Origin of the sequence: Mesorhizobium sp. M0244 (assembly GCF_040321795.1) — a bacterium.
In the GTDB taxonomy this organism is placed as follows: domain Bacteria; phylum Pseudomonadota; class Alphaproteobacteria; order Rhizobiales; family Rhizobiaceae; genus Mesorhizobium.
Genome location: NZ_JAMYSE010000088.1, coordinates 1 through 26,658 on the forward strand (window position 1 = coordinate 1; position 26,658 = coordinate 26,658).

The window sequence follows — 26,658 nt, forward strand, 5'->3', positions numbered from 1 at the left end:
GCGGTTGTTGCCGGCGGCAATGAAGTCCTCGTGCCGATAGCTGCTCGAGCGCATGCCGAGCGGATCGAACAGCAGGCTCTTGGCCAGCGGCGCCCAATCCTGTTTCTCGGCGTGGGCCACTGCCTCGGCGCCGATCGTCGTGCCGAAATTGGCGTAGTGATAGGAGATGCGGAAGGGATCGAGCGGCACCATCCACAGGCCCCCGACGATCTGCTTGCGCTGGAAGCCGAGATCCTCGAGCTCGTCGCCCGCCGCCATCGGCAGGCCCGAGCGATGGGCGAAGAAATCGCCGATGGTGGCGTTGCCCGAGACATAGTCGAGATTGAGGTGGAAGCCGTCCCAGACCTTGCCGACCGGGGTATCCCAGTCGAAGCTGTGGTCCTTCGTCATGGCGATGGCGGCCACCGTGGCCGAGATCGACTTCGACACCGAGGCGACCTGGAAAATGGTAGTGCTGCTGACCTTAGAGGTGTCGTCCCGGTTGTCGCGAAGGCCATAGCCTTCGTCAAAGATCATCTTGCCGCCATGCACCACCGCCACGGCGAAGCCGGGAACATTGGATGCTTCCTTGACTTTCTTGACGATGTCCGGCAGGGCGGCCACAGCCTTCTCGACACCGCCGGGATACAGCTGCATAGCATCCTGCGGCGGCGATGGTCCAAGCTCCGGCACGTAGGACTGCGCGGCTGCCATGGCGGGCAGCATAGTAACGAGGGAAAGTACCAGGAGAGCAGCGGCCTTCTTCATTGCATGTCCTCAAACTTGCACCGGCAGATGATCGGACCATACGCGGCAAGATGAAAGATGGTTACGGTTATTTTCTACTGATATGTTTAAGTCCAAAGATCAGACAGAGACGGCGGCTGCGCGCATGTGATTTCGGGACCTGGCGAAGTATCCGCGTTACATACGCGGGCGGCAATTGGATGGGACTGCGCGGGAGAACGTCAACTTTCCAAGCCCGGACGGCAAATGGCATCCAATCAGGAGTTGTTCGCCAACGGGCTGGCGGCCAACCAGAAAGTCATCGAAGCCAATTATATGGCCCATCGCGAGGCCCTATGGCCTGCTGCATGGGGTCCTGATGGCCGAGGGGCCGGGACGCTTCGTCTTCACCGATCTTGCAGTGTAAAGCCGCTTCGGCCTATCAGGAGTATTCAATCGTTGGTTGATCGCTTTTACAACGACTCATTCCTCGCTGCCGTCTACGACGCTTGGCACCCCAGGGCTGCACGTGATGACTATGATTTCTATCTGCCCCGCATCATGGCGGCAAACTCGGTGCTTGATGTTGGATGCGGAACAGGGACCCTCCTTCACGAGGCCCGCAAGGCCGGTCATCCAGGGCGGCTCTGCGGCATCGACCCGGCACCGGGAGTACTGGATCGCGCACGTAAACATTCTGACATCGAATGGGTTCTCGGTTACCTCCAGTCGCAAGACTGGGTGGCTCAATTCGACCTGATTGTCATGACCGGCCACGCGTTTCAGTCCATGGCCAGCGATGAGGAACAGCGAGACTTCGTGGTGGCCGTCAGGCGTGCCCTTGTGGCGGGCGGGCGCTTTGCCTTTGAATTGCGAAACCCTTTGGCACGCGCTTGGGAACGCTGGACACCGGAGAATGCAGTCAGTGTTGAAGGACCAGGCGGGTCTTCTGTGCTGATCACGACGGAGTTGGTTTCCGGTTTCAACGGCCGAACGATTACGTTCACGCACACCTTCAGCGGTGAGCACCCAAGCCTCCCGCAGGTGAGCCAGAGCACCTTGCGATTCTTGGACGCGGATGCGCTGCGCAAACTGCTAGAGGATGCAGGTTTGAGGATCGAACAGCAGTTCGGCGACTTTGACGGTAGGGCGCCAAGTCCCACAAGCCCCGAGATCATCACGTTCGCAATGCGTTGAGGCGGACAGTCCGCTCACCAACAGACAGAGCCGCTTGCCGCTCGTTCAATTTTGGGCCGAGAGCGGACTGGTGGCTTTCGGGCGAAATGATCAAAAAGTTGCCGTTCCCCAGACGACCTCGAAGCGGTCAGATGGGGTTCCTCTAGACTTCGGCTTTTCGGCGATCTAGGTTGGTGCTTCTGCGAGCCCGCAACTGCATCAGGTCTCTGCCCCTTCGCATCGCCTGCCGCGATTTATTGCGGTTCGGGCCTGCGCTTCAGCCCTTAATCCAACGTAATCTCACCGTGCAAGCGGGAGGAGTTTCCATGGCCAATGCCCGATGCGCCTGCGGCGCTCTTAGACTGATGCTTAACGAACCGGCACAATTGACTGCGCTGTGTCACTGTTTCGCTTGCCAGCTAAGAACTGGTGCGCCGTTCAGCGCCAATGCGTTCTACTCGATTAACTGTGTCGAAATTTCTGGAACGTCCGCAGAATTCATTCGTACTGCCGAGAGCGGTCGCAAGGTCCGAATGCATTTTTGTCCAACTTGCGGCTCGACCGTCTATTGGAAGGCCGATGTTTCACCGTCCTGGATCGGGTTGGCGGTAGGTTCATTTGCTGACCCGGCCTTCGCGCCACCTGCCATATCAGTATTCGAGCAATTGAAACATAAGTGGGTGCAGCTTGACGAGACGGTAGAACGTTTCCAAGGCCTTCCAATCGGCCAATATTAGCATGAACCGACGTGGGGAGTTTAGCCGTCGGTGGGCGCACCGAACTTCGGCTTTCATTCATCCAAGTCATGTGGAGATGAATTTCCACATGACTTGTTGCCGCCAAGGTCAGCCGTTTAGAGCAATTGCAGTTTTGGGCCGGTAGCGGACCGGCAGGTTCCAGCACCTCCGCAAGGGACAACGGACGCTGAATCCGGTCGGACTAACGTGGCGGTCCACTCGATCGAGGCGCTCAGTGAAGTGCTCGGCAAAGGGCTGAATACCGCCGCTCTCCGCGAGAAGGCCGAAGCTGATTTCGCAGCGCATCAGGCACGTTGGGATGCGGCTGCGGAGGAGATCGGCTACACCGCCGCTGTCAGGGCCGAGCGCGAGACTGGTGACCGGGCGAAGGATCTGCTGGAAGCGTTCTCAACGACGCCTGCCACGACTGTCGCTGGTGTGGCGGGCAAGCTCGATGCCGTGTTGCGCGAGGGTGAGGCATGGGAGGAATGCTCCGAGTTCCCCTGGTCGCAAATCCGCTCGGCGCTCAGCGATCTGGTGCGCATCGCCCAGCAGAACATGCCGGAACAGTTCTTTCACGGCGAGCAGCGTCCTAAGATCCGCAGGCGGCGGGCTGGCTGCTGTTTCCGCGGCTGAAAATGGAGGCGCGATATGAAGATCCGTCCAACCCAACTTCCGGCTTCAGCCGAGAACCCCTCAGCTTGCAGCAGGCCAGGCCGCCTGTCCCGATCCCCGCAAGGTGTCCCTACTTCGCTGCCGCAAGCTACGATGCAAACTGAACGGATTCCGCTCTTGTGAGTTGCGACGAGGTTACCCTTAGGTCCGTACCCTAAGGGCAGCCTCCGTCCTGTCAGCGATATGTGTGACAATGTAGGCAATCACCATGTAGATCACGACGGCAATCATAAAGGCTTCGAGGTAGTAGAAATTCAGCGCGGCGGTCAACTGGGACTGCGCAAAGATATCGACAACCTCGATAGCAAATCCAAGAGAAAGCGCCTTCATGATCACCATGAACGAGTTGGCGAGGTCCGGAATTGCTGCGACGATCACCTGGGGAAACAGGATTCGTCGGAACAGTTGGCTTCGTTTGTAGCCCAACGAGTAGGCTGCGTCTGCCTGGCCGGTGTCGAAGGAATTCAAAGCGCCCTTCACAACTTCCGCCTGGAACGCGGCAACGCAAGCGGTCAACGCGATGACGAGCGTGACCCAGTTCGGCGTTGCGTGACCGTTGAACTCTATCCCGACTAGTGAAGCCAAGAACTGGAGGGTCGGCGGGAGGCCGTAGTATGCAAGGAAGATCACGATCACCATCGGCACGCCCTTGAAGGCGACCTTGTACGCCACGACGAACTCCCGCAGCACTGGTATCCGCCGATATTCGATCAGCGCAAACAGGCTGCCGATGATCGTGGAGAAGACAAAGATCGCCAGCGCCATGGCGAGCGTCACGGGCACTGCGCCCAGGATGCTCCACAGGTCCGGGAGCAAGACATCGATATCGAACATGTGATGATGGCCCTTTCTTCGATCAGACGCTCGCCATGATCGTGCTCTTCGCCGGCGCCGCTGACGGTGCGAACTTCGAGGAGCGAAGTTCGAAGAAGCGCACGATGAGCCACGCGATCAGGCACAGCAGCGCATAGATCACCGCCAGCACGAGATAAGTTTCGAACTGGTATTGGTTGTAGTCCCGCTCCATGACGAGGTGCGCGGTCGCCATCACGTCCGCCGCGCCGATGTACATGACAAGCGCTACATTGTGGATCAGGTAGATGATGGAGTTTCCGTAGCCCGGCAATGCGATGTGCACCGCCTGTGGTCCTACGATGCGAGTCAGCTTCTGTCGGAAAGTATAACCCAGACTGTCCGCTGCGTCATGCTGACCACGATCGACGGTCAGGTATGCCGGCCGCATGACCTCGGACAGATATCCTCCGTGATAGAGGCTGAGTCCAACTATCGCAGCTACCGTTGGCGTCACGAAGTCTTCGACCTCGAGCAGGCCGACTAGCAAGGGAAGCCCGTAGAACGCGACGAACAATTGGAGCACGACGGGGACACTCCGGGCATAGGATACGTAGAGGTCGGCCAGTTGACTGATCACTGGTACCCTGCGCACCCGGAATGTCGTCGTGACTAAAGCCAGGCAGAAGCCGACGACAAGGGCCGTAAACGTGATCGCGAGCGTCAGCGGCAATGCCAAGAGCAGCTCGGGGATCATTATGGAAAGGTCCACCTTGGAAGACTCCTTCTTGCGGTTTCAGCCTTGGTCGTCGGCCATGCAGAGACCCGGTCTAGGGCGAGCTTTCGCTACTTGATGTAGGTCGTGACGTCCTCGCCGAACCACTTCTGCGAAATCTTGCCCAGCGTGCCGTCGTCCTTCAGCTCCTTGAGCACCCTGTTCACGTCGTCGAGCAGGGCCTTGTTCTCCTCCGACTTGTGAATCAGGAGGTAGGTGTTGTTGATGGCGACCGGCTCGCTCGCCTTGATGTCGAGCTTCTGGTTGTCGATCACGGTCTGCTCGCCAAGGTTCGACGGCAGAACCAGCGCGTCGTACTTGCCGTTCTGGACTTCCTTCAGGCGATCCGGGTAAGGGATGCCAGCGCTCGATGCGGTGATCTCGATCTTGTAGTCCGGGTTCTTCTCCTGCCATTGGGTGGCAAACTTGTAGATGCCGCCACCGGCCGTGACAGGCACGATTTTCTTGCCGACCAGATCCTTCATCTCGTTGATGTTGCTCTCCTTGCGGCTATAGATCTTTATCAGACTTGCACCCATTGGGTTGTCCGGAATGAGGAATTGCTTTTCGCGCGCTGGCGCCTTGTAGTAGCCGCCGGACGCCATGTCGTATTTCCCGGTTACGAGGCCGGTCTCCTGCGCGATGTCCGCAGCGCCTTCCATTTCGAACTTGTACTGGGGCAGCTTCGCGTTGATAGCCTTGAGGACGTCGGGCTCGTACCCTTGCGGCTCAACGCCGATAGCGCCCCACGACAGCGGTTTGGATTCTGCCGCAGTCGCGATCTTGATCGTCCGGACGGAGTCCTGACCATAGGATACTCCCGCGGTTGCAAGGGCGATTGCGACACCGGCTACGGCAAGGCCAAACCGACGGTACGATGATGATCTGATAGAAGACATTTCAGGCATCCTTTCTCTACTGGAGTGTGTGTTCGGAATTGAGGAATTGGGTGAGGCGCGGACTGGATGGCGCATCGAAGATCTCCGTCGGGCTACCCTCGGCAGCGACGACGCCCCGATCCATGAAGACGATCCGGTTGGAGATGTTCTTTGCAAATTGCATCTCGTGGGTCACAAGGAGCGAGGTGATCCCTGACGACGTAACGTCTTTGATCACCTTCAGGACTTCACCGACGAGTTCGGGATCAAGCGATGAAGTGGGTTCGTCGAAGAGCATCACATCCGGTCGAACCGCCAACGCACGCGCGATGCCGGTTCGCTGGAGCTGGCCACCTGAGAGCTGGGACGGGTAGCTGTCTCGCTTGTCGGAGAGGCCTACTCGTTCAAGCTCTTGCAGGGCGATTTCACGCGCCTCGTCCTTGGACTTGCGCTGCACCACAACAAGCGGATCCATCACGTTCTGAATGACCGTCATGTTCCTGAAGACGTTGAACTGCTGGAAGACCATGGCTGTCCGGAGCCGGATCGCCTGGACCACGTTCTTGTCAGCATGTTGGTAGTCCATACGGATCTGATCGAACGTGATGGTTCCAGACGCCGGCTTGACCAGGTGGTTGATGCACTTCAGCAGCGTGGTCTTGCCGGTACCACTAGGGCCGATGATCGACACCACGTCACCGCGTTTCACCGAGAGATTGACGCCGTTCAGGATCTGCGTGTTTCCGTAGGACAGCTTTAAATCTTTGAGATCAAGCATTTCTGGTTGGTGTCCTTTCGGGAGATGGTTCGGGAAGCGTCAGACCATCGCTCACCTCGTCCGTCGCGGTCTCGGCGTCCGTCCATTCGTCGCCGAGGAGCTCGGGCGTATCGAACGCTTGAAGATCGGCGAAATGGCGCTCGCGGTCGGCGACGAAGAGCGCCCTCACGATGCCGCGCGCGAGCCGGTCGGCGCCTTCGCTGATGGCGGGGATGTCGCCCGTGAGCTTGCCATGGCTAAGCGTGGCAGGAAAGTTGAAGCAGTGTATCCGTGCCAGCGCGGGGCAGGCGCCGGGCACAGCTTCCAAAAATTCGAACGCCTCTCCGAGGTCGGGCGAAGCTTCGAGCTCGCCGTTTCGCATGTCCGCCGGCACGGGGAAGCGGTCGCGCCAAAGGCGGATGTGGGATGCGACGGCGGCGAGTTCCGGCCGGCTTGTCAGGTCGACCTTGAAGCCGGTGCCGAAGATCAGGAAATCGACGGGATAGCGGCCCTTCGGCGTCGTCACCGCAAGGTGATCGCCGTCCTGCGCCAGCGCGGTGATCGGGCTCGCCAGGTGTATGTGGGCCTGCGGGAACGCGCTCACGCGCAGAACGCTGTGGCGGGGCGGCGGCGTCTGGGCGCGCATCGCGTAATCGAGAAAGCGCCATTTCCAATCGTCGGGCAGGCCGGCGAACCCGTGCACTACGCCCTGGCTGCCGATGCCGGTGAACTTGTTGACGCGTGGCAAGTCCGCCCGGCGCACGAAAAGATCAAGTTGAGCCGCCCCGGCCTCGAGAGCGGTGGCGGCGTTGTCCATCGCCGAGGCGCCGGCTCCCACGACTGCGACACGCTTGCCGCGCAGCGCGGCGAAATCGATTGCGTCGGCGGAATGGGCCCAGAACTTCGGATCGATGTCGTTGGCGATGGGCGGTACGAAGGGGCCGCCGAGGCCGTCGCGGCCGGTTGCGAGCACCACATGGCGCGCGATCGTCGTTTCGTTCAGGCCGTCCTGGCGGCAGACGACGTCGAGCAGGCCGTCCGCGCGCGGGACGATCGCGTCAACAGTCGTCGCGTTGCGCACCGGCAGGTCGAGCACGCGCCGATACCAGACCAGGTAGTCCATCCATGTTTGGCGGGGCGCCTTATCGAGCGCGACCCAGGCGTCATGGCCATGCAGCGCCTCGTAGTAGGCGCGGAAGGTGAGCGCCGGCAGCCCCATCGCCGGTCCGGTCAGTTGCTTGGGGGAGCGCAAGGTGCGCATCCGCGCGAAGGTGACCCACGGGCCCTCACAACCAGGCGGCGCCTTGTCGATGACGACATGGTTGGCGACGCCGAGCCGCTTGAGTATGGCCGAGGCAACAAGCCCGGCCATACCTGCGCCGATGATGACGACGTCGACGATGCGATGCCCGTCGACAATGTGGGGCGGCACCCAGGCTTTGGCTGGCAGTTCCAGCCAGGCGAGATCCTGCCGCAGGCGCGCCTCGAGGGCGTCGAGGCCGTTCGGAAACGCGGCCAGGTCGCTCATGACGGCACTCCCTCGGGCAGCGAGGTCCGCCCGTAGACGGTGTCGGCCAATGCCTCGGAGCCGCTCGAGTCATGTAGGCGACAACCGGGCATAGCCAACGACACCGCGCGCGCCGCCTCGATCACGGCGGCGGCGGTCGGGCTCAGCGGTAGCGCGGCAGGCGAAATGGCGCCGAACACGAAGGGAATGGTGTGGTCGAGCATGCGCATCACGATACCTTCGAGCGGAACGCCGCAGGCGGTCGCGGGCTCGACGATGGCGACCCCGAGCCCGGACCGGACCAGCGTCAGCGCCGTCATCGAGGCGTTGACATCGATAATCCGTTGCGGCGTGACGCCCGCCCTCGCCAAGGCCTCATCGACGCGGTGCCGCAAGCGATAGGGGTTCGCCAGGGTGACGATGCAGCGGTCGACGAGATCGGCGAGGCGGACTACGTCCCGACCGGCGAGTGGATCGCTCGCGCCGACAACGACGACGCAGGGCGCATCGGCGACCCAGTGAACATCGAGGCCGGGATGTTCCAGCGGCAGGCTTGATATCCCGAAGTCCGCCGAGCGGGCGAGCACGGACTGCACGACGTTCTCGGCCGCCAGAGCCTGCACATGAAGATGGCGCGGAAGCAGGCCTGGCGCGACGGCCGCGAGCGCCTGCGGCAGAATGCCGGTCGCAAGCGACGGCGTGGCCGCTATCGTCAGCGTCGGCGGCTCGTCGAGACCGATAGCGTCCGCCCGCTCGCGGATGTGGGCCAGGCCGAGGAGATGACGCTCTACCTCGGCGTGAAAGAGTACGCCGCGCGACGTCGGACTGATGCGCGGCCCGCTCCGGTGCAACAGCGCATAGCCGATATCGGCTTCCAGATCCTGGATGAGCCTGGTGACCGCCGGTTGCGAGCGGCCGAGCAACCTCGCCGCCCCGGTCATGCTGCCGGCGGACATGACTGCTGCGAACGCTTCGAGTTGTCGGATATCGATCGAGTTTGAATGCATCGCCTACATCAAACACCATCATTCATATCTGTAAAGCATGGAAATTCTCAGCAACGATCGAAAATAGATAAAATTTCCGCATCAATTTGGTCATGCCATTACCAATTGACATAATTAAAGTGTCGTGCTTGCCTAAGTCGCACGCCCGCTGACGTCCCGAGGAGCTTGTCCTGACACTGATCGAAACACTTGCCTTTGTGAGGCCGGGCTCCGCGCTCGCCGAGGCCATGGTGAAACGCGCCGAGATCCTGCGCCTGAGCCAGGCGGCCCACGATGCCGTGCTCCTGCCGCGCGAACCCGGCGGTCTCTCACACGGCCTCAGGGCCGCGCTCGCCGCCCGCATGGCGCGCCTCAACCGCAGCTCAGCGCTGGCGCGCCATTACGACACATTGGTCGCCCGCGCCGGCGAACCGACGACAGCGCCGCTCGCCGACCCCGACACGAACGCAACCGACGTCCGCACCGCGGAGATCGTCCGTCATGCCGACCGGCTCACGGTCGCGCCACGCGAGGCCACGCGCGCCCATGTGGACGCGTTGCGTGAGGCTGACGTCGCCGACCCCGACATCGTGCGGCTCGCGGAGCTCGCGGCCTTCGTCAACTACCAGGTGCGCGTCATAGCGGGTATAGCACTGCTCGGAGGAATGCGTTGAGCGAGGCCGTCCACACCTTCACGACCACAATACCGCGTTGGCAGCCCTACGTTGTTCCAGTCGATCTCGCGACTGCGAGCGAGGAGCAGCGAGCGGCGATGCAAGTGACGCCGTCCAACAAGGGCATCTCGGCCTATGTGCTCACGCTGGCGCATGACCCCGAGTCGCTCGCGGTCCGCTCGCCCTTGTTCAACCTGATCATGTACGGACGCGACGGGCTGGCGGCGAGCGAGCGCGAGCTGGGTGCCGTCGCCGCGTCCGTCGTCAACCGCTGCGTCTACTGCGCTGCCGTGCACGGCTCGCGATTCAACAGCCTGACGAAACGCACCGACGTCATCGAAGCCGTGTTCGCCGACGGCCTCGAGGCGATGCTCGACGACCACCTCCAGGCAATCTTCGACTTCTCGGCACGGCTGTCGACCACGCCGCCCGCGGTGACCGCTGCCGACGCGCAGGCGCTGGCAGACGTCGGGCTCGACGACCTGGAGTGCCTCGACCTTGTCCTATCCGCCGCCATCTTCGGCTGGGCGAACCGCCTGATGCATACGCTCGGCGAGCCGATGAAGGACTAAGGTGGTCTCGTCTCACTTGAGGGGAAACGCCCGCGCGTTTTCAGATTGGAAATCCGGCCTTTTCTATTGGTCACATAGCCTGTGCGATGGCGCACATGGGCTATTGTGGCGCACTCATTCAGTCTCACGTCAAGCATGGGTCGCCTTCGCGGCGATCAAGGCAAGCCGCGACACCGTACCGCTGAATGAGATACGGAGCCGAGCCCTTGTGCCCGGTTCCGTATTTGACGGGAGCCTCCGGAACGTCGCCTAATAGCCGACGACGTCGCTCCGGAGCCGCTTCACGCACAAAGCGCGAAGGACAAGAGCGGCATTGGCGTAAGTGATCGCTCTTTCGCCGCCGGAAATCAGTATATTGCCGACAACCTCCAGGACATCGCCCTCGACGCGCCAGGGAAGAATATCGGTGCAGGTCCGCATGCGGCCGAAGAGCGAACTGATCGGCACCATCTGGTCCTCAAACTCCACGTGCGGCTCGTCCGTTCCCGGACTCCAGGCCCGATAGGCCTCCAAAGCCTCGTCGAAAGCTCCATGCAGATGTATCGGGGCATGGCCCTCATGCAAAGCGGGTAGCAGGCGTGTGGTCATCGGTCTCCTCCTGGATCGCGGCAGCAGCCCATGCTGCCAGGTAACCCCCGCATTTCGATAAAATGATTGGTCTATGGCCGGATGTGACGGGCGCCTACCAATAGCCACAAGAGCCGACGCCCCAATAGAAGGCTCCATCTCGTTCTAAGCGGCGAGAATCCGCTTCAGATTTGGGAGCGTCGTCCACCTGCGCCCAACCCAGCGCATAAGGTGAAGGTCCCGGGGGTGGGAAAAGAGCGCCGGCGACGGACCTGATACGGTCCCGAAAGCTTCCAGGAATGTCTGCGTCATCGTCATCTCCTGATCCTGCGAACATGGACGGCGAAAAGTCAGGCACTTGAATGGACAGTATGACCTGCTTCGGAGCAAATGTCTATAAAACTTGTAGACATTGATTTGGCAAGGAGCAATCCACAAGTGATCAGACGAAATGCCATGCGCGCTTGCCTGTGCCAGCGATGGACGCCTCATCGCCAAGTTGCCTGGCGATCCGCGCCTCGAAAGGCTGCAGCTCAGGTCATTTGTTCCGACGGGCACATCAAATCCATGGCGGCTCCCTCGTAGACGCGACGGGTTGTCTCGGCGATTGCATGTATCTGAACGTCCGTTGGGCGCATTTCCGACATTCACACAGGCCGAGACTTGCACGCGTATCCTGCTATGCAGCAGAAAGCCCAGGCCTATTGCTTCTTCACAATATTAGTGACCCGTTCGTCAAAAACCTGGCCGTGCCGCCAGCATGCGATCAGATGGCCGGCTCCGACCTGCCTGACGGGCGGTTCTGCCATTCTGCAGTAAGGAAGTGCCAGTGGGCACCGGTCGGCGAAAGAACAGCCCCTGTTAGGGAGATCATCTGCCGCGATCTCGACATGGGCGGATATCTTCGGCCCGTCCTTGTCGGAGGACGCCGCCAGAATCAGCTTGGTGTAGGGATGATTGGGGCCGCGGAAAATCTCGTCGGATGAACCGGTCTCGACAAGCCGGCCGCGATAGAGCACGCCGATCCTGTCGGCCATGTAGCGCACGACCCTGAGGTCGTGGCTGATGAAAAGATAGGTCGTGTCCTTGTCGCGCTGCAGGTCGTTGAGCAAGTTGAGAACGGTCGCCTGGACGGAGACGTCGAGCGCCGAGGTGGGTTCATCGAGCACGACGACCTTCGGCACGCCCGCGAAGGCCCGTGCGATGGCCGCCCGTTGCCGCTGGCCGCCGGACAGCGATCGCGATTTCTGGTCGACCGTGGTGCTGGCTAGACGAACCGAGGCAAGCAAATCACTGACGCGCTGCTTCACCTCGCCGCGGCGCAGGCCGGCGAGCCGCCGCAGCGGCCGGCCGAGGATCCTGCCGATCCGCTGGCGCGGATTGAGCGTGCGATCCGGCGACTGGAAGACCATCTGCACGTCGCGCCGTTCGACAAGGTTTCTCTTCTCGACGCGCGGCGCGACCGTGCTGCCGAACAGTTCGACCGAGCCGGCGTCGGGTGTCTGCAAGCCGGTGATAATCCTTGCCAAGGTCGACTTGCCGGAGCCGGACTCGCCGATGAGCCCGAAGGTTTCTCCCTGGCCGATGTCGAGGTTGATGTCGTGCAGCACTGCCTGGCTGCCGAAGGAATGGCTGATGCCCTTGCAGGCGATCGCGATCTGGCGCTCTTTTCGCGCGCCGACCCCATCGTTCTGAACTGACGGCTGCGCTGGCAGACCGGGGCCGTCCGTCTCCGCCAGTCTTCCATCCCGCTTGGTGTAGTTGAGTGCCGGGATCGAGGCTATGAGCGCCTTTGTGTAGGCATGGCTTGGGTTGTCGAAAACATCGCCGGCGACGCCGCTTTCAACCACCGTCCCTGCCTGCATCACCGCCACCCGGTCGCAGGATCGGCGGATCATGTTGATGTCGTGGCTGATCAACAGCACGCTGGTTTTGTGGTCTTTGCGCAGATCGTGCAGGATGGAGATGATCTCCGACTGGACGCTGGCATCGAGCGCCGTCGTCGGCTCGTCCAACACCAGCAGCGCCGGATCGAGCGCGATCGCGATCGCGATGTTGGCGCGCTGCTGCATGCCGCCGGACAGTTCGTGCGGATAGAGCTCCAGCACACGATCCGGATTGCTCATTCGCACGCGCCTGAGCAGTTCGGCGGCGCGCCCAGACGCCTCGTCGTGACGAACAGGCCGGTGCCGCATGATCGTCTCCGTGATCTGCCGGCCTATTGTCATGCTTGGATTGAGTGCCGCACCCGGGTGCTGATAGACGGCCGCGATATGATCTCCCCTCAGCTGGCGAAGCTGCTCCGCGGAAAGATCGCGGATTTCCCGACCCTGGAATTCAAGCGCTGAGGCTGCGATCCGGGCGTTCTTTGGTAGGTAGCGCAGTAGGGCGAGCGCCACCGAGCTTTTTCCCGATCCCGATTCGCCCACCAGGCCGAGCGCCTCGCCTTCCCCTATGTACAGCGATACTCCGCTAACGGCGGGATGCGATCCTTTTCGCCCCTCATAGGTGATGGAAAGCTGCTCTACGTTCAGAACTGATGAGGACATTGGGGAGCTTGAAACCACTTTCTTTGCGCGCAGCCATCAAGGGCAATCGCTTCCGCTTTCACAACATATAATCTCTATAAAATTACTCGAATTAAGCTGGAGCGCAATCTACCTTTCACGGATCGGGAGATTGTTGGATAGCGGCCTGACCGGAACCGCGATGGTCTCCTGAGCAGATTTTGCAGGAGGCCGGCATGGCTCGAGACCATATGATCCTCAGCGCTTTCTTCTTCAACCCGCAGGGCGATCATCGCATGTCTTGGCGCCACCCCCGGGCGCCGGGCCGGGAAGTGCTGGACTTCGATTTCTACCGCGATCTCGTGCAGGCGGCAGAGCGCGCCAGGATCGACACCATCTTCGTCGCCGATCACGTCGCCATCTGGGATTCGGTGCAGAGCGGCGTTGCGCACTATGCCAATGCCCGATTGGAACCGCTGACGCTGCTGGCGGCCCTTGCTGGGGTGACAAAGCACATCGGCCTGATCACTACCGCGTCGAGCTCCTACAGCGAGCCCTACAATGTGGCGCGCATGTTCGCCTCGCTCGACCATATCAGCAAGGGCAGGGCGTCCTGGAATGTGGTGACCTCGGCGATGGACGAGGAAGCCCGCAATTTCGGCCGCGATGGCAATATCGAGCATGCGTTCCGCTACGAGCGGGCCTGCGAATTCCTCGATATCGTCAAGGCGCTGTGGGACAGCTGGGAAGACGAGGCGCTGCTGCTCGACAAGGCGTCTGGCTATTTCGCCGATCCGCACAAGGTCCATGCGATCAATCACAAGGGGCCGCATTTCAAGGTGAGGGGACCGCTCAACGTCTCCCGACCGCCGCAGGGCCATCCGCTGATCGTCCAGGCCGGCTCCTCCGAGAACGGCAAGAATTTTGCCACCGCCCATGCCGACGCGCATTTCGCCATCTACAACACCAGGGAAGACGGCATCAAATACCGGCAGGATATCAACGAGCGCCTCGCTCGTTTTGGTCGCCAGCCCGAGAGCTTCAAAATCCTGCCGGGGATCCTGCCGATCGTCGCCGCCTCCGAGGCGGAGGGCCGCGAGCGGCAGGAATACCTTCAAACCCTGCTTCCCGATCGGGTCGGCATCGATCTTCTTTCAAGCTGGAGCGGTATCGATCTCTCCGTCTATCCGCCGGACGGGCCGCTGCCGCCGCTGCCGGACGAGAGCACCTTCAATGGCGGGCGCACATCGCTCAACCGGGTCAAGCAGTGGGCGAAGCAGGATCTCAGCCTGCGCGACATCGCCCGCAAGCTTGCCAACAGCGGTTCGGTGCCGACCGTAGTCGGCACGCCCACGCAGATCGCCGACCAGCTGCAGGACTGGTTCGTTGCGGGTGCGGCCGACGGCTTCAACCTGATGTTCCCGCTGCTGCCCGAGGACTGGGTGAATTTCGCCGAGCAGGTGGTGCCGGAGCTGCAGCGCCGCGGTGTGTTCCCGACCGAATACACGCCAGGAACATTGCGCGACCGCTTCGGCCTGGCGCGGCCCGCTAATCGCTTCGCCGAGCAGCGCGACAATGCGCGCGCCGTATCCTGACGCCGGAGACCGATCATGACCGTCGCACCAAGCCTGCAGCCACGTGAAGCAACCGCTCCTCATCTCGTCAATGTCCTGCACAGCCTGAAGCGCGTGCGCGTCAAATTCGGCGGCCGCACCATTGCCGACAGCCGCAACGTGCTGGTGCTGCGCTCCAACCACTTTCTGCCGATCTATTTCTTCCCGGTGGCGTCCGTCGATGCGTCGGTGCTGAAGCCCTCGCTGCACCGCAAGCCGCACCCGGTCGGTGGCGAGACAACCTACTGGGATGTCGATAGCGGCGACAGGCGGAGCGCCAACGCGGCCTGGTCGTTCGTGTCGCCGCCGGGTGAAAACCTGTCGCCCCTGGCCGGCCGCATCGCCTTCAGCTGGATGCTCGTCGACCAGTGGTTCGAGGAGGAAGAAGAAGTCTTCGTCCATGCCCGCGATCCCTATGCGCGCATCGATGTGCTGCAAAGCTCGAGCCACGTGCAGGTCTGGTTCGACGGCGAGCCGATCGCCGACAGCCATCGCCCGGTGCTGCTGTTCGAGACGCATCTGCCGACGCGCTTCTATCTGCCTGCGGAAGACATCCGGCTGGAGCGGCTGACGGCGTCCGTCACAACGACGCGATGTCCCTACAAGGGCATCGCCTCCTACTGGTCCGGCCTGCTGAGCGACGGTTCGGTGCGCCCGGACATCGCCTGGAGCTACCGCGACCCGATCGCGGAGATGCCCAAGATCAAGGGCCTGATCGCCTTCTATCCGCAGGCCGTCGACAGCATCCATCTCGACGGCGAACCCGTCGCCTAGAGCAATTCCAGGAAAAGTGTGAGCGGTTTTCCGTCCGGAATTGCGTAAAAACAAAGACTTAGCATCATTTCCAACCATCATTTCAGACAGGGGTTTCAACATGACCAAACGCAACGACATCGACGCACTGCGCAATCTTTCGGGGGACATCTGGAATGTCGCCGTCGACGAATATCAGGGCGGTTTTCTCAAGCGCCGCGATCTCCTGAAATATGCAGCGCTGCTCGGCCTGACCGGCTTTGCCGCATCGCAAGGGCTCGGCGGCGCGCGCGCTGCAGCCTCCGCCGGCGGCACGGTCCGTGTCGGGCTCGGCCAGCCGACCAAGGCCATCGATCCCGTCACGGTCACCGATCCGGCCAGCATCGGGGTGCTCAGCCAAGTCGGCGAGTATTTGATCCTCGACGATCCGAAGGACGGGCTGCAGCCGAAGCTCGCTCTCTCCTGGGAGGCCAACGAGACAGCCAGCCGCTGGACCTTCAAATTGCGGCCAGGGGTGAAGTTCCACGATGGCCGCGCGGTCACCGCCAAGGACGTGGTGGCGAGCTTCGAGCGGCTGGTCGATCCGGCCAGCGGCTCGTCGGCGCTGTCGGCCTACAAGGGCATCCTGTCCAAGGGTGGCGCCAAGCTGGTCGACGATGAAACCGTCGCCTTCGATCTCGACGGTCCGAACAGCAACTTCCCGTTCTATGTCTCCTCCGACGTCTATAATGCCGTCATCCTGCCGGCCGACTATGCCGGTGATTTCGAGAAGACTTTCAATGGCACAGGCCCGTTCAAGCTCGAATCCTTCCGTCCCAAGCAAGGCGCCAGCTTCGTGCGCAACACCGATTACTGGGGCGACAAGGCATTGCCTGACCGGGTCGAGATCAAGTTCTTCGACGATGAGCAGGCCCAGGTGCTGGCGCTGCAGGCCGGCCAGCTCGACGTCATCCCGAGCACGACGCGCCTTGAACTGGCGATCGAGGGCAATCCCAACTTCAAGCTCCTCAGCGTGCAGGCAAGCTCGCATGACGAGGTGCATCTGCGGAACGACCAGGCGCCGTTCACCGACAAGCGGGTCCGCCGCGCGCTGGCGCTGACCCTCGATCGCGAGGCGGTGGTGAAGGGCCTGCTGAAGGGCCGCGCCGTCGTCGGTAACGACACCCCGTTCGCGCCGATCTTCCCCTCGGCTGATCCGTCGGTGCCGCAGCGCAAGCAGGACATCGCCGAGGCCAAGCGGCTGCTTGGTAAAGCCGGCGTGCCCAATGGTTTCGAGGTGACGCTGACCACTGAACGGGCCTATGACATTCCCGACTACGCGGTGTTGATCCAGAACTTCGCCAAGAAGGCCGGCATCGACATCAAGCTCAATGTGTTGCCGCAGGACGCCTATTACGGATCGGCCAAATTCGGCAGCTCGCCCTGGCTCGATTCCAATCTCGGCATCACCGATTTCGGCCATCGCGGCACCCCCGACATCGTCCTCAACGCAACGCTCAAGAGTTCGGGAGCCTGGAACGCGGCGCATTTCAACAACCCGGCCTATGACGCGCTGCTGCTCGATTACAGCAAGGCGCGTGACCTCCAGGCGCAGCGCCTTGCCGCCGGCAAGATCCAGACCTTGCTGCTCGACGAGACGCCGCTGATCATCGGCTACTTCTCGCAATACAGCCGGATCGTCAGCTCGAAGGTTGAGGGCGTCCGCTTCACGGCGATCTCGCATCTGCTGCTCGACCGCGTTTCCTTTGTCCAGGCATGATGCTCGAAAACGGAGATAGAGCCCCATCCCGATTCCATCGGGATGGGACAGGTTTTGGGCGAGGCGGCAAAACTCGATGGTGAGCGGCCGCATCCTATCAACGCGCGTCGGCACACTGCTGCTCACGCTATGGCTGGTCAGTATCCTGGTCTTTCTTGCCGGGCAGGTTCTGCCCGGCGATGTCGGCCGCGTTATGCTTGGGCCCTTTGCCGATGCGCAAGCGGTGGCGGAACTGAACAGGCGGCTGGGCGCCGACCAGCCGGTCTTTGTCCAATACTGGCGCTGGTTCAGCAAGGCTGTCACTGGTGACTTCGGCACCTCGCTGTCGATGCGCGCGCCGGTCGCGCCGTTCGTGCTGGAAAGCCTCAAACGTTCCGCGGCACTTGCCGGCATCATCCTGGTCTTCCTCGTTCCGCTGGGCGTCGGCGCCGGCGTCATCGCCGGCCTCAATGCGGGCCGCGTGATCGACCGGCTGATCGTGATGGCAGGCGTTTCCTTCGGCATCGTTCCGGATTTTGTTTCCGGCCTGATGCTGCTTATCGTCTTCGGCCTGTGGCTCAACTGGTTTCCGATCTCAGGGGTTGCGCCAGATGGCGCGGGCTTTTGGATAAATGGCTATTATTTGATCCTGCCGGCGCTGCCGCTGGTGCTGAACCTTGCCGGCTATATCGCCCGGATGACGCGGGCAGGTGTGATCGAGGCAATGGCCGCCGACTATACGCGCACCGCCGTCCTGAAAGGGCTCGATCGGCGCGAGATCATTTTTCGGCACGTGCTGCGCAATGCGCTGACGCCGACCATCGCCGTTCTTGCGACCCAGACCGGATACCTCCTTGGCGGGCTGGTGGTGATCGAAGCTTTGTTCGGCATCCAGGGCCTTGGCAATCTGGTTCTGAACGCGGCCAAGGCCCGCGATTTCCCGATGCTTGAAGCCGGCGTCCTGGTGATGGCGGCAATCTTCGTCCTGTCGGCGGCGACAGGCGACCTCGTGCTGGCCTTGCTCGATCCGCGGCAACGCCGCCGGACCTCGTCATGACGGATCTGGCGGAATTTCCCGTGCCACCGCGCGCGGCTATAGGCCTGTCGGCATTGCGCAGGATCCGCGGCGCCTTTTCCGGACTGGCCCCGTCGGTCGTGGTCGGATCGCTGCTGCTGCTTTTCTGGATCACTTGCGCGCTGCTCGGCAATCTCTTCGTTCCATACGACCCCTATGCAGAGGATTTTCTGGCGATGCTGACGCCGCCCGATGCCTTGCACTGGTTCGGGACCGATCAGCTCGGCCGCGACGTGCTGTCCCGCATCGTCGTCGGATCGCGCGATATCCTGGTGGTTGCGCCGCTGGCCACGCTGGCCGGCGTTGCCGCCGGCAGCATCATCGGGCTGGTGCTCGGCTATTTCGACGGCCTGGTCGATGCCATCGGCGCGCGGCTGCTTGATACGCTGATGGCGTTTCCGTTCATCGTTCTCGTCACCATGACGCTTGTGGCGATCGGGTCATCGAACCTCACCGTCGTTCTGGTGATCGGCATCGCTTACGCGCCCCTGGTGGCCAGGACCGTTCGCGCCGCCGTGCGCGAGCAGAAGCAGCGTGACTATGTCAGCGCCGCCCGACTTGGCGGCGAAGGCTCGCTTGCCATCATGTTCCTGGAGATCCTGCCCAATATCAGGGAAACGATCCTCATCGAGCTCGTCACCCGGCTGGGATATGCGTTCTTCTCGATCGCGACATTGAGTTTTCTCGGTCTCGGCATCCAGCCGCCTTCCGCCGATTGGGGGCTAGCCGTCGCCGACGGCTACGGCTTCCTGACCGGTGGCAAATGGTGGGTCGTCGTCTTCAACTCCGGCGCGATCGTTTCACTGGTCATGGCAACGAACCTTATTGCCCAAGGCATAGGCGCGTTTGAAAATGTCGATGGATGAATGCGAAGCCGTATTGATGGCCTGAGCTTCGGTCTGCTCGCCATACGGACATTGCTACCGATCCATGAGCAGAACGGCATTTTTCTCCGCGCGGCTGAAAAATCGAAACCTAGTTCCTTATCTCTATAGATTTTGTCGAATATCGTCTGCCCCGGTTTGGAAATGACCCAATGCGCATGCGGGGTCTGGGAGATTGACGAGTTGGCACGGCTATCGGTTCTCGGAATATCCGGCGGCGTAAGCACACCATCGCGCACTACCGCGGTGGTCAACGCGCTGGTCAAGGCAGTCGCCTTGCGCGTCCCGGCAGACACCGGCCTGATCGAAATCACCGAGGCGGCGCCTTCGATTTTCGCCGGGCTGTCTCGTCGCGCGCTCGGCGCGTCTGGCGAAGCGATCATCCAGCGTGTCGAGAAGGCCGACCTTCTCGTGGTCGGAACGCCTGTCTATCGGGCTTCCTGCTCCGGGGCCCTCAAGCACCTGTTTGACCTCGTCGACTATCGTGCGCTGGCTGGCAAGACCGTGCTTCTCGCGGCAACAGGCGGAAGTCCATACCATGGCCTGGTTCTCGAACATCAGCTCAGGCCATTGTTCGGTTTTTTCGGGGCCGTCACCGTCCCGACCGGCGTCTACGGCGCGCCCGACGATTTCGTCGATGCCAAGATCGTCGGCGCGGCGATTATCGATCGCATCTCACGGGCCGCTACCGAAGCGGTCTCCTTGCTTAATTCCAGTCATGCAAACGCTGCCGTCGCCACGCGCATCGGTTGAAGCCAATCAAAAGGGGAAACGAACGAAATGACCTCGAATTCCGACAACGTGAAATTCGCCTACTGGGTCCCGAACGTCTCGGGCGGCCTTGTCATCTCCAACATCGAGCAGCGGACAGGCTGGGACATCGACTATAACCGCAAGCTCGCCCAGATCGCCGAGGCCAACGGCTTCGACTACGCGCTGAGCCAGATACGCTTCACGGCCGGCTATGGCGCCGACAACCAGCACGAATCCGTATCGTTCAGCCACGCCTTGCTTGCGGCGACCAGAACACTGAAAGTCATCGCGGCGATCCTGCCCGGCCCATGGAATCCAGCGCTGGCGGCCAAGCAGATAGCCACCATCAACCACCTGACCAATGGCCGTGTCGCGGTCAATGTCGTGAGCGGCTGGTTCCGCGGTGAGTTCGCCGCCATCGGCGAGCTGTGGCTCGACCATGACGAGCGCTATCGCCGCTCGGAGGAATTCATCCGTGCGCTGCGCGGCATCTGGACCGAGGATAATTTCACGCTAAAGGGCGACTTCTATCGCTTCACCAACTACTCGATGAAGCCGAAGCCGATCGATCCGCAGCCGGAGATCTTCCAAGGCGGCTCATCGCGCGCGGCGCGCGACATGGCTGCGCGGGTTTCCGACTGGTATTTCACCAACGGCAACACGCCGGAAGAGATCAAGAAGCAGGTTGACGACATCAAGACCAAAGCGAAGGCCAATGGCCACAAGGTGAAGATCGGCGTAAACGCCTTTGCCATCGCTCGCGAAACCGAGGCAGAAGCGCGCACCGTGCTCGACGAGATCATCGCCAAGGCCAATCCGGAGGCGGTGCAGGGTTTCGCCGATCAGGTCAAGAATGCCGGCAAGGCCTCGCCGGAAGGCGAAGGCAACTGGGCGAAGTCCTCCTTCGAGGATCTTGTCCAATACAATGACGGCTTCCGCAGCAATCTCATCGGCACGCCGGAACAGATTGCCGAACGCATCCTCAAGCTGAAGGATGCCGGCGCGGATCTGATCCTGCTCGGCTTCCTGCATTTCCAGGAAGAGGTCGAGTTCTTCGGCAAGCGCGTCATCCCTCTGGTGCGCGAACTGGAAGCGGCGCGCGACAGGGAGCTTGTCGCCGCGGAATAGGACAGGCGCGGCCATCAGGCCGCCGCCGGCACGCCTTCAAAATCAGGAACGTTTCATGATTGGTGCTTCGCTGGGAGCCGCCGCATACGAGCGCGCGCCCGAAATTTCCGGCATTCTTGCTGGTGCTGGTCCCGTCGAGGACACGCGCCCGGCGCGCCTGTCGGCAAAGGCTGATGCGATCCTGGCGCTGGGCGGGATCAGCATTTCCTTTGGTGGCGTCACGGCACTGCGGGATGTCGACCTCGAGGTCAAAAGCCGCGAGATTCGCGCTGTGATCGGTCCCAATGGCGCCGGCAAATCCTCGCTGATCAATATCATCAGCGGCCTCTATCACGCCGATCAGGGCAAGATCGCGATCGATGGCCAGTCCTTTTCCCGGGTGTCGGCAAGCCGTCTGGCACGGCTCGGCGTCGCGCGCACCTTCCAGAACTTGGCACTGTTCGGTGGGCTTTCAGTGCGCGACAACATCGCGTCGGGCCGCGTCCACACCCGGCGCGCCAGCTTCGTCGAACATATTGCCGGTCTGCCGCGCGCCCGGCGCGAAGATGCCGCGATCGCTGAAAAGGTCGACCAGACAATCGCCTTCCTGCATCTCGAGGCCGTCGCCGATCGCCTGGTCGCGACGCTGCCCTACGGCCTGCAGAAGCGGGTCGAACTGGCGCGCGCGCTCGTCGCCGAGCCGAAGATCCTGCTGCTCGACGAGCCGATGGCCGGCATGACGGCGACCGAGAAGGCCGAGATGGCCGGTTTCGTGCGCGCAGCGCGCGCCCGGCACGACGTCACCATCATCCTGATCGAACACGATATCGGCGTGGTCATGGGGCTCTCCGACCGCGTCGCCGTGCTCGACTACGGCCGCAAGATCGCCGACGGGACACCGGCCGAGGTCAGGGCCAATCCGGCGGTGATCCGGGCCTATATCGGCACCGCCGAAGGCGAAGATGGCGAGGGCATCTGATGAGCTACTATGATTTCCTCTTCGTCATCGAGGTGCTGGTCGGTGGCTTGCTCTCAGGCGTCATGTATTCGCTCGTCGCCATCGGTTTCGTGCTGATCTACAAGACGTCGGGCGTGCTGAACTTCGCGCAAGGGTCGATGGTGCTGTTCGCCGCACTCACCTTTGTCAGCCTTGTCGAACGCGGCATCCCGTTTGCGCTTTCGCTGCTCATTACCCTCGCGGTCATGGTTGCGCTGGGCTTCACCATCGAGCGAACTGTGCTGAGGCCGCTGGTCAATCGCTCGCCGATGACGCTGTTCATGGCCACGCTTGGCCTGTCTTACATCATCGAAGGCGCTGCCCAGTTGGTGTGGGGCACGCAGGTGCACGGGCTCGATCTCGGCATCGACGACACGCCGTTCGAGGTCGGCGGCATCCTGATCTCGTCGTTCGATCTTCTTGCTGCAGGCATTGCCGCGGCGATGGTCGCCGGCTTGAGCGCATTCTTCTATTGGACCCGCATCGGCCTAGCGTTTCGCGCCGTCGCAGACGACCAGTTCGCGGCGCTCGCCGTCGGGCTGCGGCTGCCCCGGATCTGGGGAACGGTGTGGACGGCCGCGGGGTTCGTGGCGCTGGTCGCGGGGCTTTTGTGGGGCGCGCGCCTCGGCGTCCAGTTCTCGCTGTCGCTGATCGTGCTGAAGGCGCTGCCGGTGCTGGTGCTTGGCGGCTTCGATTCTATCCTCGGCGCCATCGTCGGCGGCCTCATCATCGGCGCCAGCGAGAAGCTCGCCGAGGTCTACCTCGGACCCTTTGTCGGTGGCGGCATCGAAGGCTGGTTCGCCTATGCGCTGGCGCTGGTCGTCCTGCTGGTGCGTCCCTCCGGCCTGTTTGGCCAGAAGACTGTCGAAAGGGTCTGACCGATGGCCGTCCAAGCGCTCGATGCCGCAAGGCGTCCAATCGACTGGCAGAAGTTAGCTCTGCCGGCCGCCCTGATTGCCGTCCCCTACGGCCTGATCCCCGCCTATGCGTCGAGCTATCTCGTCGAGGCGATCCTGTTGCCGTTCCTGGCGCTCAGCCTGGCGGCGGTCGGCCTCAACCTTTTGACCGGCTATTGCGGCCAGCTTTCGCTGGGCTCCTCCGCCTTCATGGCGGTCGGCGCTTTCGCCGCCTACAATTTCAACCTTCGGGTCGAAGGACTGCCGCTGGCTGCAACCATGATCCTGGCCGGGATTTCGGCCGCCGGCATCGGCGTCGTGTTCGGATTGCCGAGCCTGCGCCTGCGCGGCTTCTATCTCGCCGTCTCGACGCTCGCCGCCCAGTTCTTCGTGCAGTGGGCGCTGACCAAGTTCGGCTGGTTCTCCAACGACAACCCATCCGGAGTGATCTCGGCGCCGCACCTTGCCGTCGCCGGGCTGTCGCTCGACGGCGCGACAGGCCGATACCTGCTCTCGGTCACCACAGTCATCGTGCTCACGGCGCTGGTCTGGCGCCTGGTCAACAGCGCGACCGGCCGCAATTTCATCGCCGTGCGCGACAACGAAACCGCCGCGCGGGTGATCGGCGTCCCTGTGCTGAAGACCAAGCTGCTGGCGTTCGCCATCTCGTCCTTCATCATCGGCGTCGCCGGCGTGCTGTGGGCCTTCACCTATCTGCGCACTGTCGAGCCGGCCGGCTTCAATCTAGACCGCTCGTTCCAGATCCTGTTCATCATCATCATCGGTGGGCTGGCCTCGATACGCGGCGCGTTGCTGGGGGCGGCGTTCATCGTCGTCCTCCCGCTCTTTCTGTCCCGGCTCGGCGCCTTCGTGTTCGGTGGCCTGTTCGATTCGGGTGTGCTCGACATGAGCCAGCGCATCGTCCTCGGCGCGCTCATCATCATCTTCCTCATCGCGGAACCGAACGGGCTGTCGGCCCTCTTCGACCGCCTGAAACGACGGATCGGCTCAAGGTCCAGCTGAGCGCCGCTCGACATCCTCTCACGGACCACAAACCTCAGGAGACGCAACCCATGACCCTCTTCAGTCACCTACGAAAAGCGGCGATCGCCACGGCCTTCGTCCTCGGCGCGACGGCGGTTCACGCCGACGAACAGTATTTTCCTCTGCAGAGCTACCGCGTCGGCCCCTATGCCGCCGGCGGCACCGGCTTCTTCGGTGGCTTCATCGACTATCTCAACCTGATCAACATCCGCGACGGCGGCGTCAACGGCGTCAAGCTGACCTGGAGCGAAGGCGAGACGCAGTATGAGGTCGAGAAGGGCGTCGAGGTCTATGAGCGGTTGAAGAGCAATCCCGGCATCGCTGCCTGGAACCCGCTTTCGGTCGGCATCGCCTATGCCATGATCGACCGTATCACCGACGACAAGGTGCCACTGATCACCATCAACCACGGCCGCACCGACACGACGGACGGGCGCGTGTTCCCTTACGTCTTCCCGCTGCTGCTCAATCCCTACAGCGAGACCTCAGGCATCGTGAACTACATCGCCTCCAAGGAAGGCGGCCTGGACAAGCTCAAGGGCAAGAAGATCGTGGTGCTCTATCACGGCTCGCCCTACGGCAAGGAGACGATCCCGATCTATGAATTGCTTTCGCAGAAATACGGCTTCGAGCTGTCGCAGATCGAGGTTCCGCATCCCGGCAACGAACAGCAGGCGCAGTGGCTGACGATCCGTCGCGAGCATCCCGACTATGTGGTGCTGCGCGGCTGGGGCGTGATGAACCCGGTCGCCCTGAAGACGGCGCAGAAGACCGGCTTCCCGGCCGATCACATCGTCGGCAATGTCTGGTCCAACTCCGAGGAGGACGTGATCCCCGCCGGCGACGCCGCCAAGGGCTATACGGCCATCACCACCCAGGCGTCTGGCGAGCAGTATCCGGTTGTCCAGGAGATCGTCAAAACGGTCTACGGCGCCGGAAAGGGCAATCTCGAGGACAAGAGCCGCATCGGCTCGGTCTACCACAATCTCGGCATCGTCAACGGCATCCTCAATGTCGAGGCGGTTCGCATCGCGCAGGCCAAATTCGGCAACCGCACGCTCACTGGCGACGAAGTCCGCTGGGGCTTCGAGCATCTCAAGCTTGACCCGGCCCGTGTCGAGGCGCTGGGCGCCAAGGACCTGTTCCACTCGATCAACGTCTCCTGGGACAATCACGAAGGTGACGGCTATGTGACCTTCCAGCAGTGGGACGGCAAGAAGTGGAACGTCGTCTCCGACTGGATCGCGCCCGACTGGAAGCTGCTGCGCCCGATCATCGAGAAGTCGTCCGAGGCCTATGCCAAGGAAAAGGGCATCAAGATCCGCACGGCCGAGGATGCCGAAGCGGTGGTCAGCAACTGAGTTCGGCATGGCGCGGCCGACAATCTGGCCGGCCGCGCCATCCATCCTCCCAGCGGAGTCAACAATGTCCAGCCCGGAAAGCCCGATCCTGTCGGTCAGTCGCGTCGAAGCCGTCTATAACGGCGCCATTGCCGCCCTGCACGGCGTCGACCTGACTGTCGGCAAGGGCGAGATCGTCGCCTTGCTCGGCTCCAACGGCGCCGGCAAGACGACGCTTTTGCGGGCCGTATCCAATCTCCTCCTGGCCGAGCGCGGCGCCATCACCTCCGGCCGGATCACCTTCGACGGCGAGGATGTCTCCAGGGCAAGCCCCTCGCACCTCGTCCGCAAGGGCCTAGTCCAGGTTCTCGAGGGCCGGCACTGCTTCCGCTCGCTGACCGTTGAGGAGAACCTTCTGACCGGCGCGCTCGGGCGCTCGTCCTCCCGCACCGGCGTCAAGGCCGACCTCGACCGTGTCTATGCGCTTTTCCCCAGGCTCTCCGAGAAGCGGCGAACCCGTTCCGGCCTCACCTCCGGCGGCGAGCAGCAGATGACGGCAATCGGCCGGGGTCTGATGTCGCGGCCGAAACTCTTCGTGTTGGACGAGCCTTCGATGGGGCTGGCGCCGCTGATTGTCGAGGAGATCTTCAACGCCTTGAAGCGGCTCAACCGCAACGAGGGCCTGTCGATCCTCGTCGCCGAACAGAATTCGGCGGTTGCGCTGAAACATGCCGACCGCGCCACTGTGCTGGAAAACGGCATCAGCGTGCTGGAGGGACCGGCGGCCGAACTGCGGCAGCGCGCCGACATCAAGACCTACTATCTCGGCGGCTCGCCGCTTCCATCCGACCATATCCCCAAGGAGACCGCAGCATGACCATCCAATCCAAGCAGCCGTCCGATATCCGCCAGGCTGTGCCGCCGGTCGAGCGTCCGTCGGCCAAAGCGCATGTCATCAAGACCGATGCCGAGGCGATCGCTTTAGCGGAAAAACTGGCTGCCGACTTCGCCCGGGAAGCCTCAAAGCGGGACCGCGAGCGCATCTGGCCGAAGGAGGAACTCGACGCCTTCTCGCAGAGCGGCCTGTGGTCGATCAATGTGCCGAAGGCCTATGGCGGACCGGAGCTCTCCTATGTGACGCTGTCAAAGG

General features: G+C 62.2%; 27 protein-coding genes. 18 read left to right on the plus strand and 9 right to left on the minus strand.

From position 1 onward, the window contains the following. On the minus strand, positions 1–747 hold a 747-nt coding region (locus NKJ08_RS31395; protein ID WP_352784958.1), incomplete at its 3' end, for a serine hydrolase domain-containing protein. Between the two features lie 225 nt (positions 748–972). On the opposite strand from NKJ08_RS31395, the gene NKJ08_RS31400 reads away from it, so the two are divergent. The 3 genes from NKJ08_RS31400 (at position 973) to NKJ08_RS31410 (ending at position 3,254) form a co-directional block, all read left to right on the plus strand. After that, the gene (locus tag NKJ08_RS31400; protein WP_352784960.1) at positions 973–1,902 is read left to right on the plus strand and encodes a class I SAM-dependent DNA methyltransferase; all 930 of its coding nucleotides are present in this window, start codon (positions 973–975) and stop codon (positions 1,900–1,902) included. 305 nt (positions 1,903–2,207) lie between these two features. Continuing rightward, positions 2,208–2,618 (plus strand): GFA family protein, encoded by a 411-nt coding sequence (locus NKJ08_RS31405; RefSeq protein ID WP_352784963.1) that lies wholly within the window; start codon positions 2,208–2,210, stop codon positions 2,616–2,618. 207 nt (positions 2,619–2,825) lie between these two features. Further along, positions 2,826–3,254, plus strand: coding sequence for a hypothetical protein (locus NKJ08_RS31410; protein WP_352784966.1), 429 nt, complete (start codon positions 2,826–2,828; stop codon positions 3,252–3,254). A gap of 180 nt (positions 3,255–3,434) precedes the next feature. Here the strand turns inward: NKJ08_RS31410 and NKJ08_RS31415 are convergent, their stop codons facing one another. The 6 genes from NKJ08_RS31415 to NKJ08_RS31440 form a co-directional block, all read right to left on the minus strand. Beyond that, entirely contained in the window at positions 3,435–4,127 is a 693-nt protein-coding gene (locus NKJ08_RS31415; protein WP_352780159.1) for an amino acid ABC transporter permease, read from the minus strand. Positions 4,128–4,149: 22 nt separating this feature from the next. Further along, positions 4,150–4,857, minus strand: a complete 708-nt coding sequence (locus NKJ08_RS31420; protein ID WP_352784968.1) for an amino acid ABC transporter permease — start codon at positions 4,855–4,857, stop codon at positions 4,150–4,152. A 74-nt stretch (positions 4,858–4,931) separates the two neighbouring features. Beyond that, positions 4,932–5,759: a transporter substrate-binding domain-containing protein gene (locus tag NKJ08_RS31425; RefSeq protein WP_352531544.1), complete on the minus strand. Its 828-nt coding sequence runs from the start codon at positions 5,757–5,759 to the stop codon at positions 4,932–4,934. Positions 5,760–5,775: 16 nt separating this feature from the next. Then, positions 5,776–6,516, minus strand: coding sequence for an amino acid ABC transporter ATP-binding protein (locus tag NKJ08_RS31430; RefSeq protein WP_352531542.1), 741 nt, complete (start codon positions 6,514–6,516; stop codon positions 5,776–5,778). Beyond that, positions 6,509–8,023, minus strand: a complete 1,515-nt coding sequence (locus NKJ08_RS31435; RefSeq protein ID WP_352531540.1) for an NAD(P)-binding domain-containing protein — start codon at positions 8,021–8,023, stop codon at positions 6,509–6,511. The genes NKJ08_RS31430 and NKJ08_RS31435 overlap by 8 nt, the downstream gene beginning before the upstream one ends. After that, positions 8,020–9,009, minus strand: a complete 990-nt coding sequence (locus NKJ08_RS31440) for a LysR family transcriptional regulator (RefSeq protein ID WP_352531538.1) — start codon at positions 9,007–9,009, stop codon at positions 8,020–8,022. The genes NKJ08_RS31435 and NKJ08_RS31440 overlap by 4 nt, the downstream gene beginning before the upstream one ends. A 170-nt stretch (positions 9,010–9,179) precedes the next feature. On the opposite strand from NKJ08_RS31440, the gene NKJ08_RS31445 reads away from it, so the two are divergent. Further along, complete coding sequence (locus NKJ08_RS31445; protein WP_352531548.1) at positions 9,180–9,662, plus strand: CMD domain-containing protein; 483 nt, start codon at positions 9,180–9,182, stop codon at positions 9,660–9,662. Then, the gene (locus NKJ08_RS31450; RefSeq protein WP_352531536.1) at positions 9,659–10,234 is read left to right on the plus strand and encodes a peroxidase-related enzyme; all 576 of its coding nucleotides are present in this window, start codon (positions 9,659–9,661) and stop codon (positions 10,232–10,234) included. Before NKJ08_RS31445 ends, NKJ08_RS31450 begins: the two co-directional genes overlap by 4 nt. 249 nt (positions 10,235–10,483) lie before the next feature. Here NKJ08_RS31450 and NKJ08_RS31455 read toward each other — a convergent pair whose 3' ends face one another. After that, the gene (locus NKJ08_RS31455; protein ID WP_352531535.1) at positions 10,484–10,822 is read right to left on the minus strand and encodes a BRA0787 family protein; all 339 of its coding nucleotides are present in this window, start codon (positions 10,820–10,822) and stop codon (positions 10,484–10,486) included. 680 nt (positions 10,823–11,502) lie between these two features. Next, complete coding sequence (locus tag NKJ08_RS31460; protein WP_352780155.1) at positions 11,503–13,350, minus strand: dipeptide ABC transporter ATP-binding protein; 1,848 nt, start codon at positions 13,348–13,350, stop codon at positions 11,503–11,505. 194 nt (positions 13,351–13,544) lie between these two features. Here NKJ08_RS31460 and NKJ08_RS31465 point away from each other — a divergent pair, with 194 nt between their 5' ends. The 13 genes from NKJ08_RS31465 to NKJ08_RS31525 all read left to right on the plus strand — a co-directional run. After that, on the plus strand, positions 13,545–14,903 hold the full coding sequence (locus tag NKJ08_RS31465) for an LLM class flavin-dependent oxidoreductase (RefSeq protein WP_352780153.1): 1,359 nt from the start codon (positions 13,545–13,547) through the stop codon (positions 14,901–14,903). A 15-nt stretch (positions 14,904–14,918) separates the two neighbouring features. After that, positions 14,919–15,695 carry a DUF427 domain-containing protein gene (locus tag NKJ08_RS31470; protein ID WP_352780152.1) on the plus strand — a complete coding sequence of 259 codons (777 nt, stop codon included), beginning with the start codon at positions 14,919–14,921 and terminating at the stop codon, positions 15,693–15,695. Positions 15,696–15,795: 100 nt separating this feature from the next. Next, positions 15,796–17,433 (plus strand): ABC transporter substrate-binding protein, encoded by a 1,638-nt coding sequence (locus tag NKJ08_RS31475; RefSeq protein WP_352780151.1) that lies wholly within the window; start codon positions 15,796–15,798, stop codon positions 17,431–17,433. A gap of 76 nt (positions 17,434–17,509) precedes the next feature. Continuing rightward, complete coding sequence (locus NKJ08_RS31480; protein WP_352780150.1) at positions 17,510–18,469, plus strand: ABC transporter permease; 960 nt, start codon at positions 17,510–17,512, stop codon at positions 18,467–18,469. Then, positions 18,466–19,353, plus strand: a complete 888-nt coding sequence (locus NKJ08_RS31485; protein WP_352780149.1) for an ABC transporter permease — start codon at positions 18,466–18,468, stop codon at positions 19,351–19,353. Before NKJ08_RS31480 ends, NKJ08_RS31485 begins: the two co-directional genes overlap by 4 nt. Before the next feature lie 201 nt (positions 19,354–19,554). After that, the gene (locus NKJ08_RS31490; protein WP_352780148.1) at positions 19,555–20,124 is read left to right on the plus strand and encodes an NAD(P)H-dependent oxidoreductase; all 570 of its coding nucleotides are present in this window, start codon (positions 19,555–19,557) and stop codon (positions 20,122–20,124) included. Between the two features lie 27 nt (positions 20,125–20,151). Next, positions 20,152–21,252 (plus strand): dimethylsulfone monooxygenase SfnG, encoded by a 1,101-nt coding sequence (gene sfnG, locus NKJ08_RS31495; RefSeq protein WP_352780146.1) that lies wholly within the window; start codon positions 20,152–20,154, stop codon positions 21,250–21,252. 55 nt (positions 21,253–21,307) lie between these two features. Further along, positions 21,308–22,210, plus strand: coding sequence for an ABC transporter ATP-binding protein (locus NKJ08_RS31500; protein WP_352784974.1), 903 nt, complete (start codon positions 21,308–21,310; stop codon positions 22,208–22,210). Continuing rightward, entirely contained in the window at positions 22,210–23,106 is an 897-nt protein-coding gene (locus tag NKJ08_RS31505; protein WP_023722895.1) for a branched-chain amino acid ABC transporter permease, read from the plus strand. The genes NKJ08_RS31500 and NKJ08_RS31505 overlap by 1 nt, the downstream gene beginning before the upstream one ends. A 3-nt stretch (positions 23,107–23,109) precedes the next feature. After that, positions 23,110–24,147: a branched-chain amino acid ABC transporter permease gene (locus tag NKJ08_RS31510; protein WP_352780145.1), complete on the plus strand. Its 1,038-nt coding sequence runs from the start codon at positions 23,110–23,112 to the stop codon at positions 24,145–24,147. A gap of 50 nt (positions 24,148–24,197) precedes the next feature. Next, positions 24,198–25,529, plus strand: a complete 1,332-nt coding sequence (locus NKJ08_RS31515) for an ABC transporter substrate-binding protein (RefSeq protein ID WP_352780144.1) — start codon at positions 24,198–24,200, stop codon at positions 25,527–25,529. A gap of 64 nt (positions 25,530–25,593) precedes the next feature. Continuing rightward, positions 25,594–26,385: an ABC transporter ATP-binding protein gene (locus NKJ08_RS31520; protein ID WP_352784978.1), complete on the plus strand. Its 792-nt coding sequence runs from the start codon at positions 25,594–25,596 to the stop codon at positions 26,383–26,385. Further along, positions 26,382–26,658 (plus strand): acyl-CoA dehydrogenase family protein (locus NKJ08_RS31525; RefSeq protein WP_352784980.1); only part of this gene is annotated, 277 nt, incomplete at its 3' end. The genes NKJ08_RS31520 and NKJ08_RS31525, both read left to right, overlap by 4 nt.

What these genes read in the sequence shown, in the direction of transcription:
- NKJ08_RS31425 (WP_352531544.1), bottom strand. Translation starts at nt 5,759, where the DNA reads ATGTCTTCTATCAGATCATCATCGTACCGTCGGTTTGGCCTTGCCGTA.
- NKJ08_RS31500 (WP_352784974.1), top strand. Translation starts at nt 21,308, where the DNA reads ATGATTGGTGCTTCGCTGGGAGCCGCCGCATACGAGCGCGCGCCCGAA.
- NKJ08_RS31455 (WP_352531535.1), bottom strand. Translation starts at nt 10,822, where the DNA reads ATGACCACACGCCTGCTACCCGCTTTGCATGAGGGCCATGCCCCGATA.
- NKJ08_RS31415 (WP_352780159.1), bottom strand. Translation starts at nt 4,127, where the DNA reads ATGTTCGATATCGATGTCTTGCTCCCGGACCTGTGGAGCATCCTGGGC.
- NKJ08_RS31400 (WP_352784960.1), top strand. Translation starts at nt 973, where the DNA reads ATGGCATCCAATCAGGAGTTGTTCGCCAACGGGCTGGCGGCCAACCAG.
- NKJ08_RS31510 (WP_352780145.1), top strand. Translation starts at nt 23,110, where the DNA reads ATGGCCGTCCAAGCGCTCGATGCCGCAAGGCGTCCAATCGACTGGCAG.
- NKJ08_RS31480 (WP_352780150.1), top strand. Translation starts at nt 17,510, where the DNA reads ATGGTGAGCGGCCGCATCCTATCAACGCGCGTCGGCACACTGCTGCTC.
- NKJ08_RS31505 (WP_023722895.1), top strand. Translation starts at nt 22,210, where the DNA reads ATGAGCTACTATGATTTCCTCTTCGTCATCGAGGTGCTGGTCGGTGGC.
- NKJ08_RS31520 (WP_352784978.1), top strand. Translation starts at nt 25,594, where the DNA reads ATGTCCAGCCCGGAAAGCCCGATCCTGTCGGTCAGTCGCGTCGAAGCC.
- NKJ08_RS31460 (WP_352780155.1), bottom strand. Translation starts at nt 13,350, where the DNA reads ATGTCCTCATCAGTTCTGAACGTAGAGCAGCTTTCCATCACCTATGAG.
- NKJ08_RS31465 (WP_352780153.1), top strand. Translation starts at nt 13,545, where the DNA reads ATGGCTCGAGACCATATGATCCTCAGCGCTTTCTTCTTCAACCCGCAG.
- NKJ08_RS31475 (WP_352780151.1), top strand. Translation starts at nt 15,796, where the DNA reads ATGACCAAACGCAACGACATCGACGCACTGCGCAATCTTTCGGGGGAC.
- NKJ08_RS31435 (WP_352531540.1), bottom strand. Translation starts at nt 8,023, where the DNA reads ATGAGCGACCTGGCCGCGTTTCCGAACGGCCTCGACGCCCTCGAGGCG.
- NKJ08_RS31515 (WP_352780144.1), top strand. Translation starts at nt 24,198, where the DNA reads ATGACCCTCTTCAGTCACCTACGAAAAGCGGCGATCGCCACGGCCTTC.
- NKJ08_RS31470 (WP_352780152.1), top strand. Translation starts at nt 14,919, where the DNA reads ATGACCGTCGCACCAAGCCTGCAGCCACGTGAAGCAACCGCTCCTCAT.
- NKJ08_RS31440 (WP_352531538.1), bottom strand. Translation starts at nt 9,009, where the DNA reads ATGCATTCAAACTCGATCGATATCCGACAACTCGAAGCGTTCGCAGCA.
- NKJ08_RS31405 (WP_352784963.1), top strand. Translation starts at nt 2,208, where the DNA reads ATGGCCAATGCCCGATGCGCCTGCGGCGCTCTTAGACTGATGCTTAAC.
- NKJ08_RS31485 (WP_352780149.1), top strand. Translation starts at nt 18,466, where the DNA reads ATGACGGATCTGGCGGAATTTCCCGTGCCACCGCGCGCGGCTATAGGC.
- NKJ08_RS31430 (WP_352531542.1), bottom strand. Translation starts at nt 6,516, where the DNA reads ATGCTTGATCTCAAAGATTTAAAGCTGTCCTACGGAAACACGCAGATC.
- sfnG (WP_352780146.1), top strand. Translation starts at nt 20,152, where the DNA reads ATGACCTCGAATTCCGACAACGTGAAATTCGCCTACTGGGTCCCGAAC.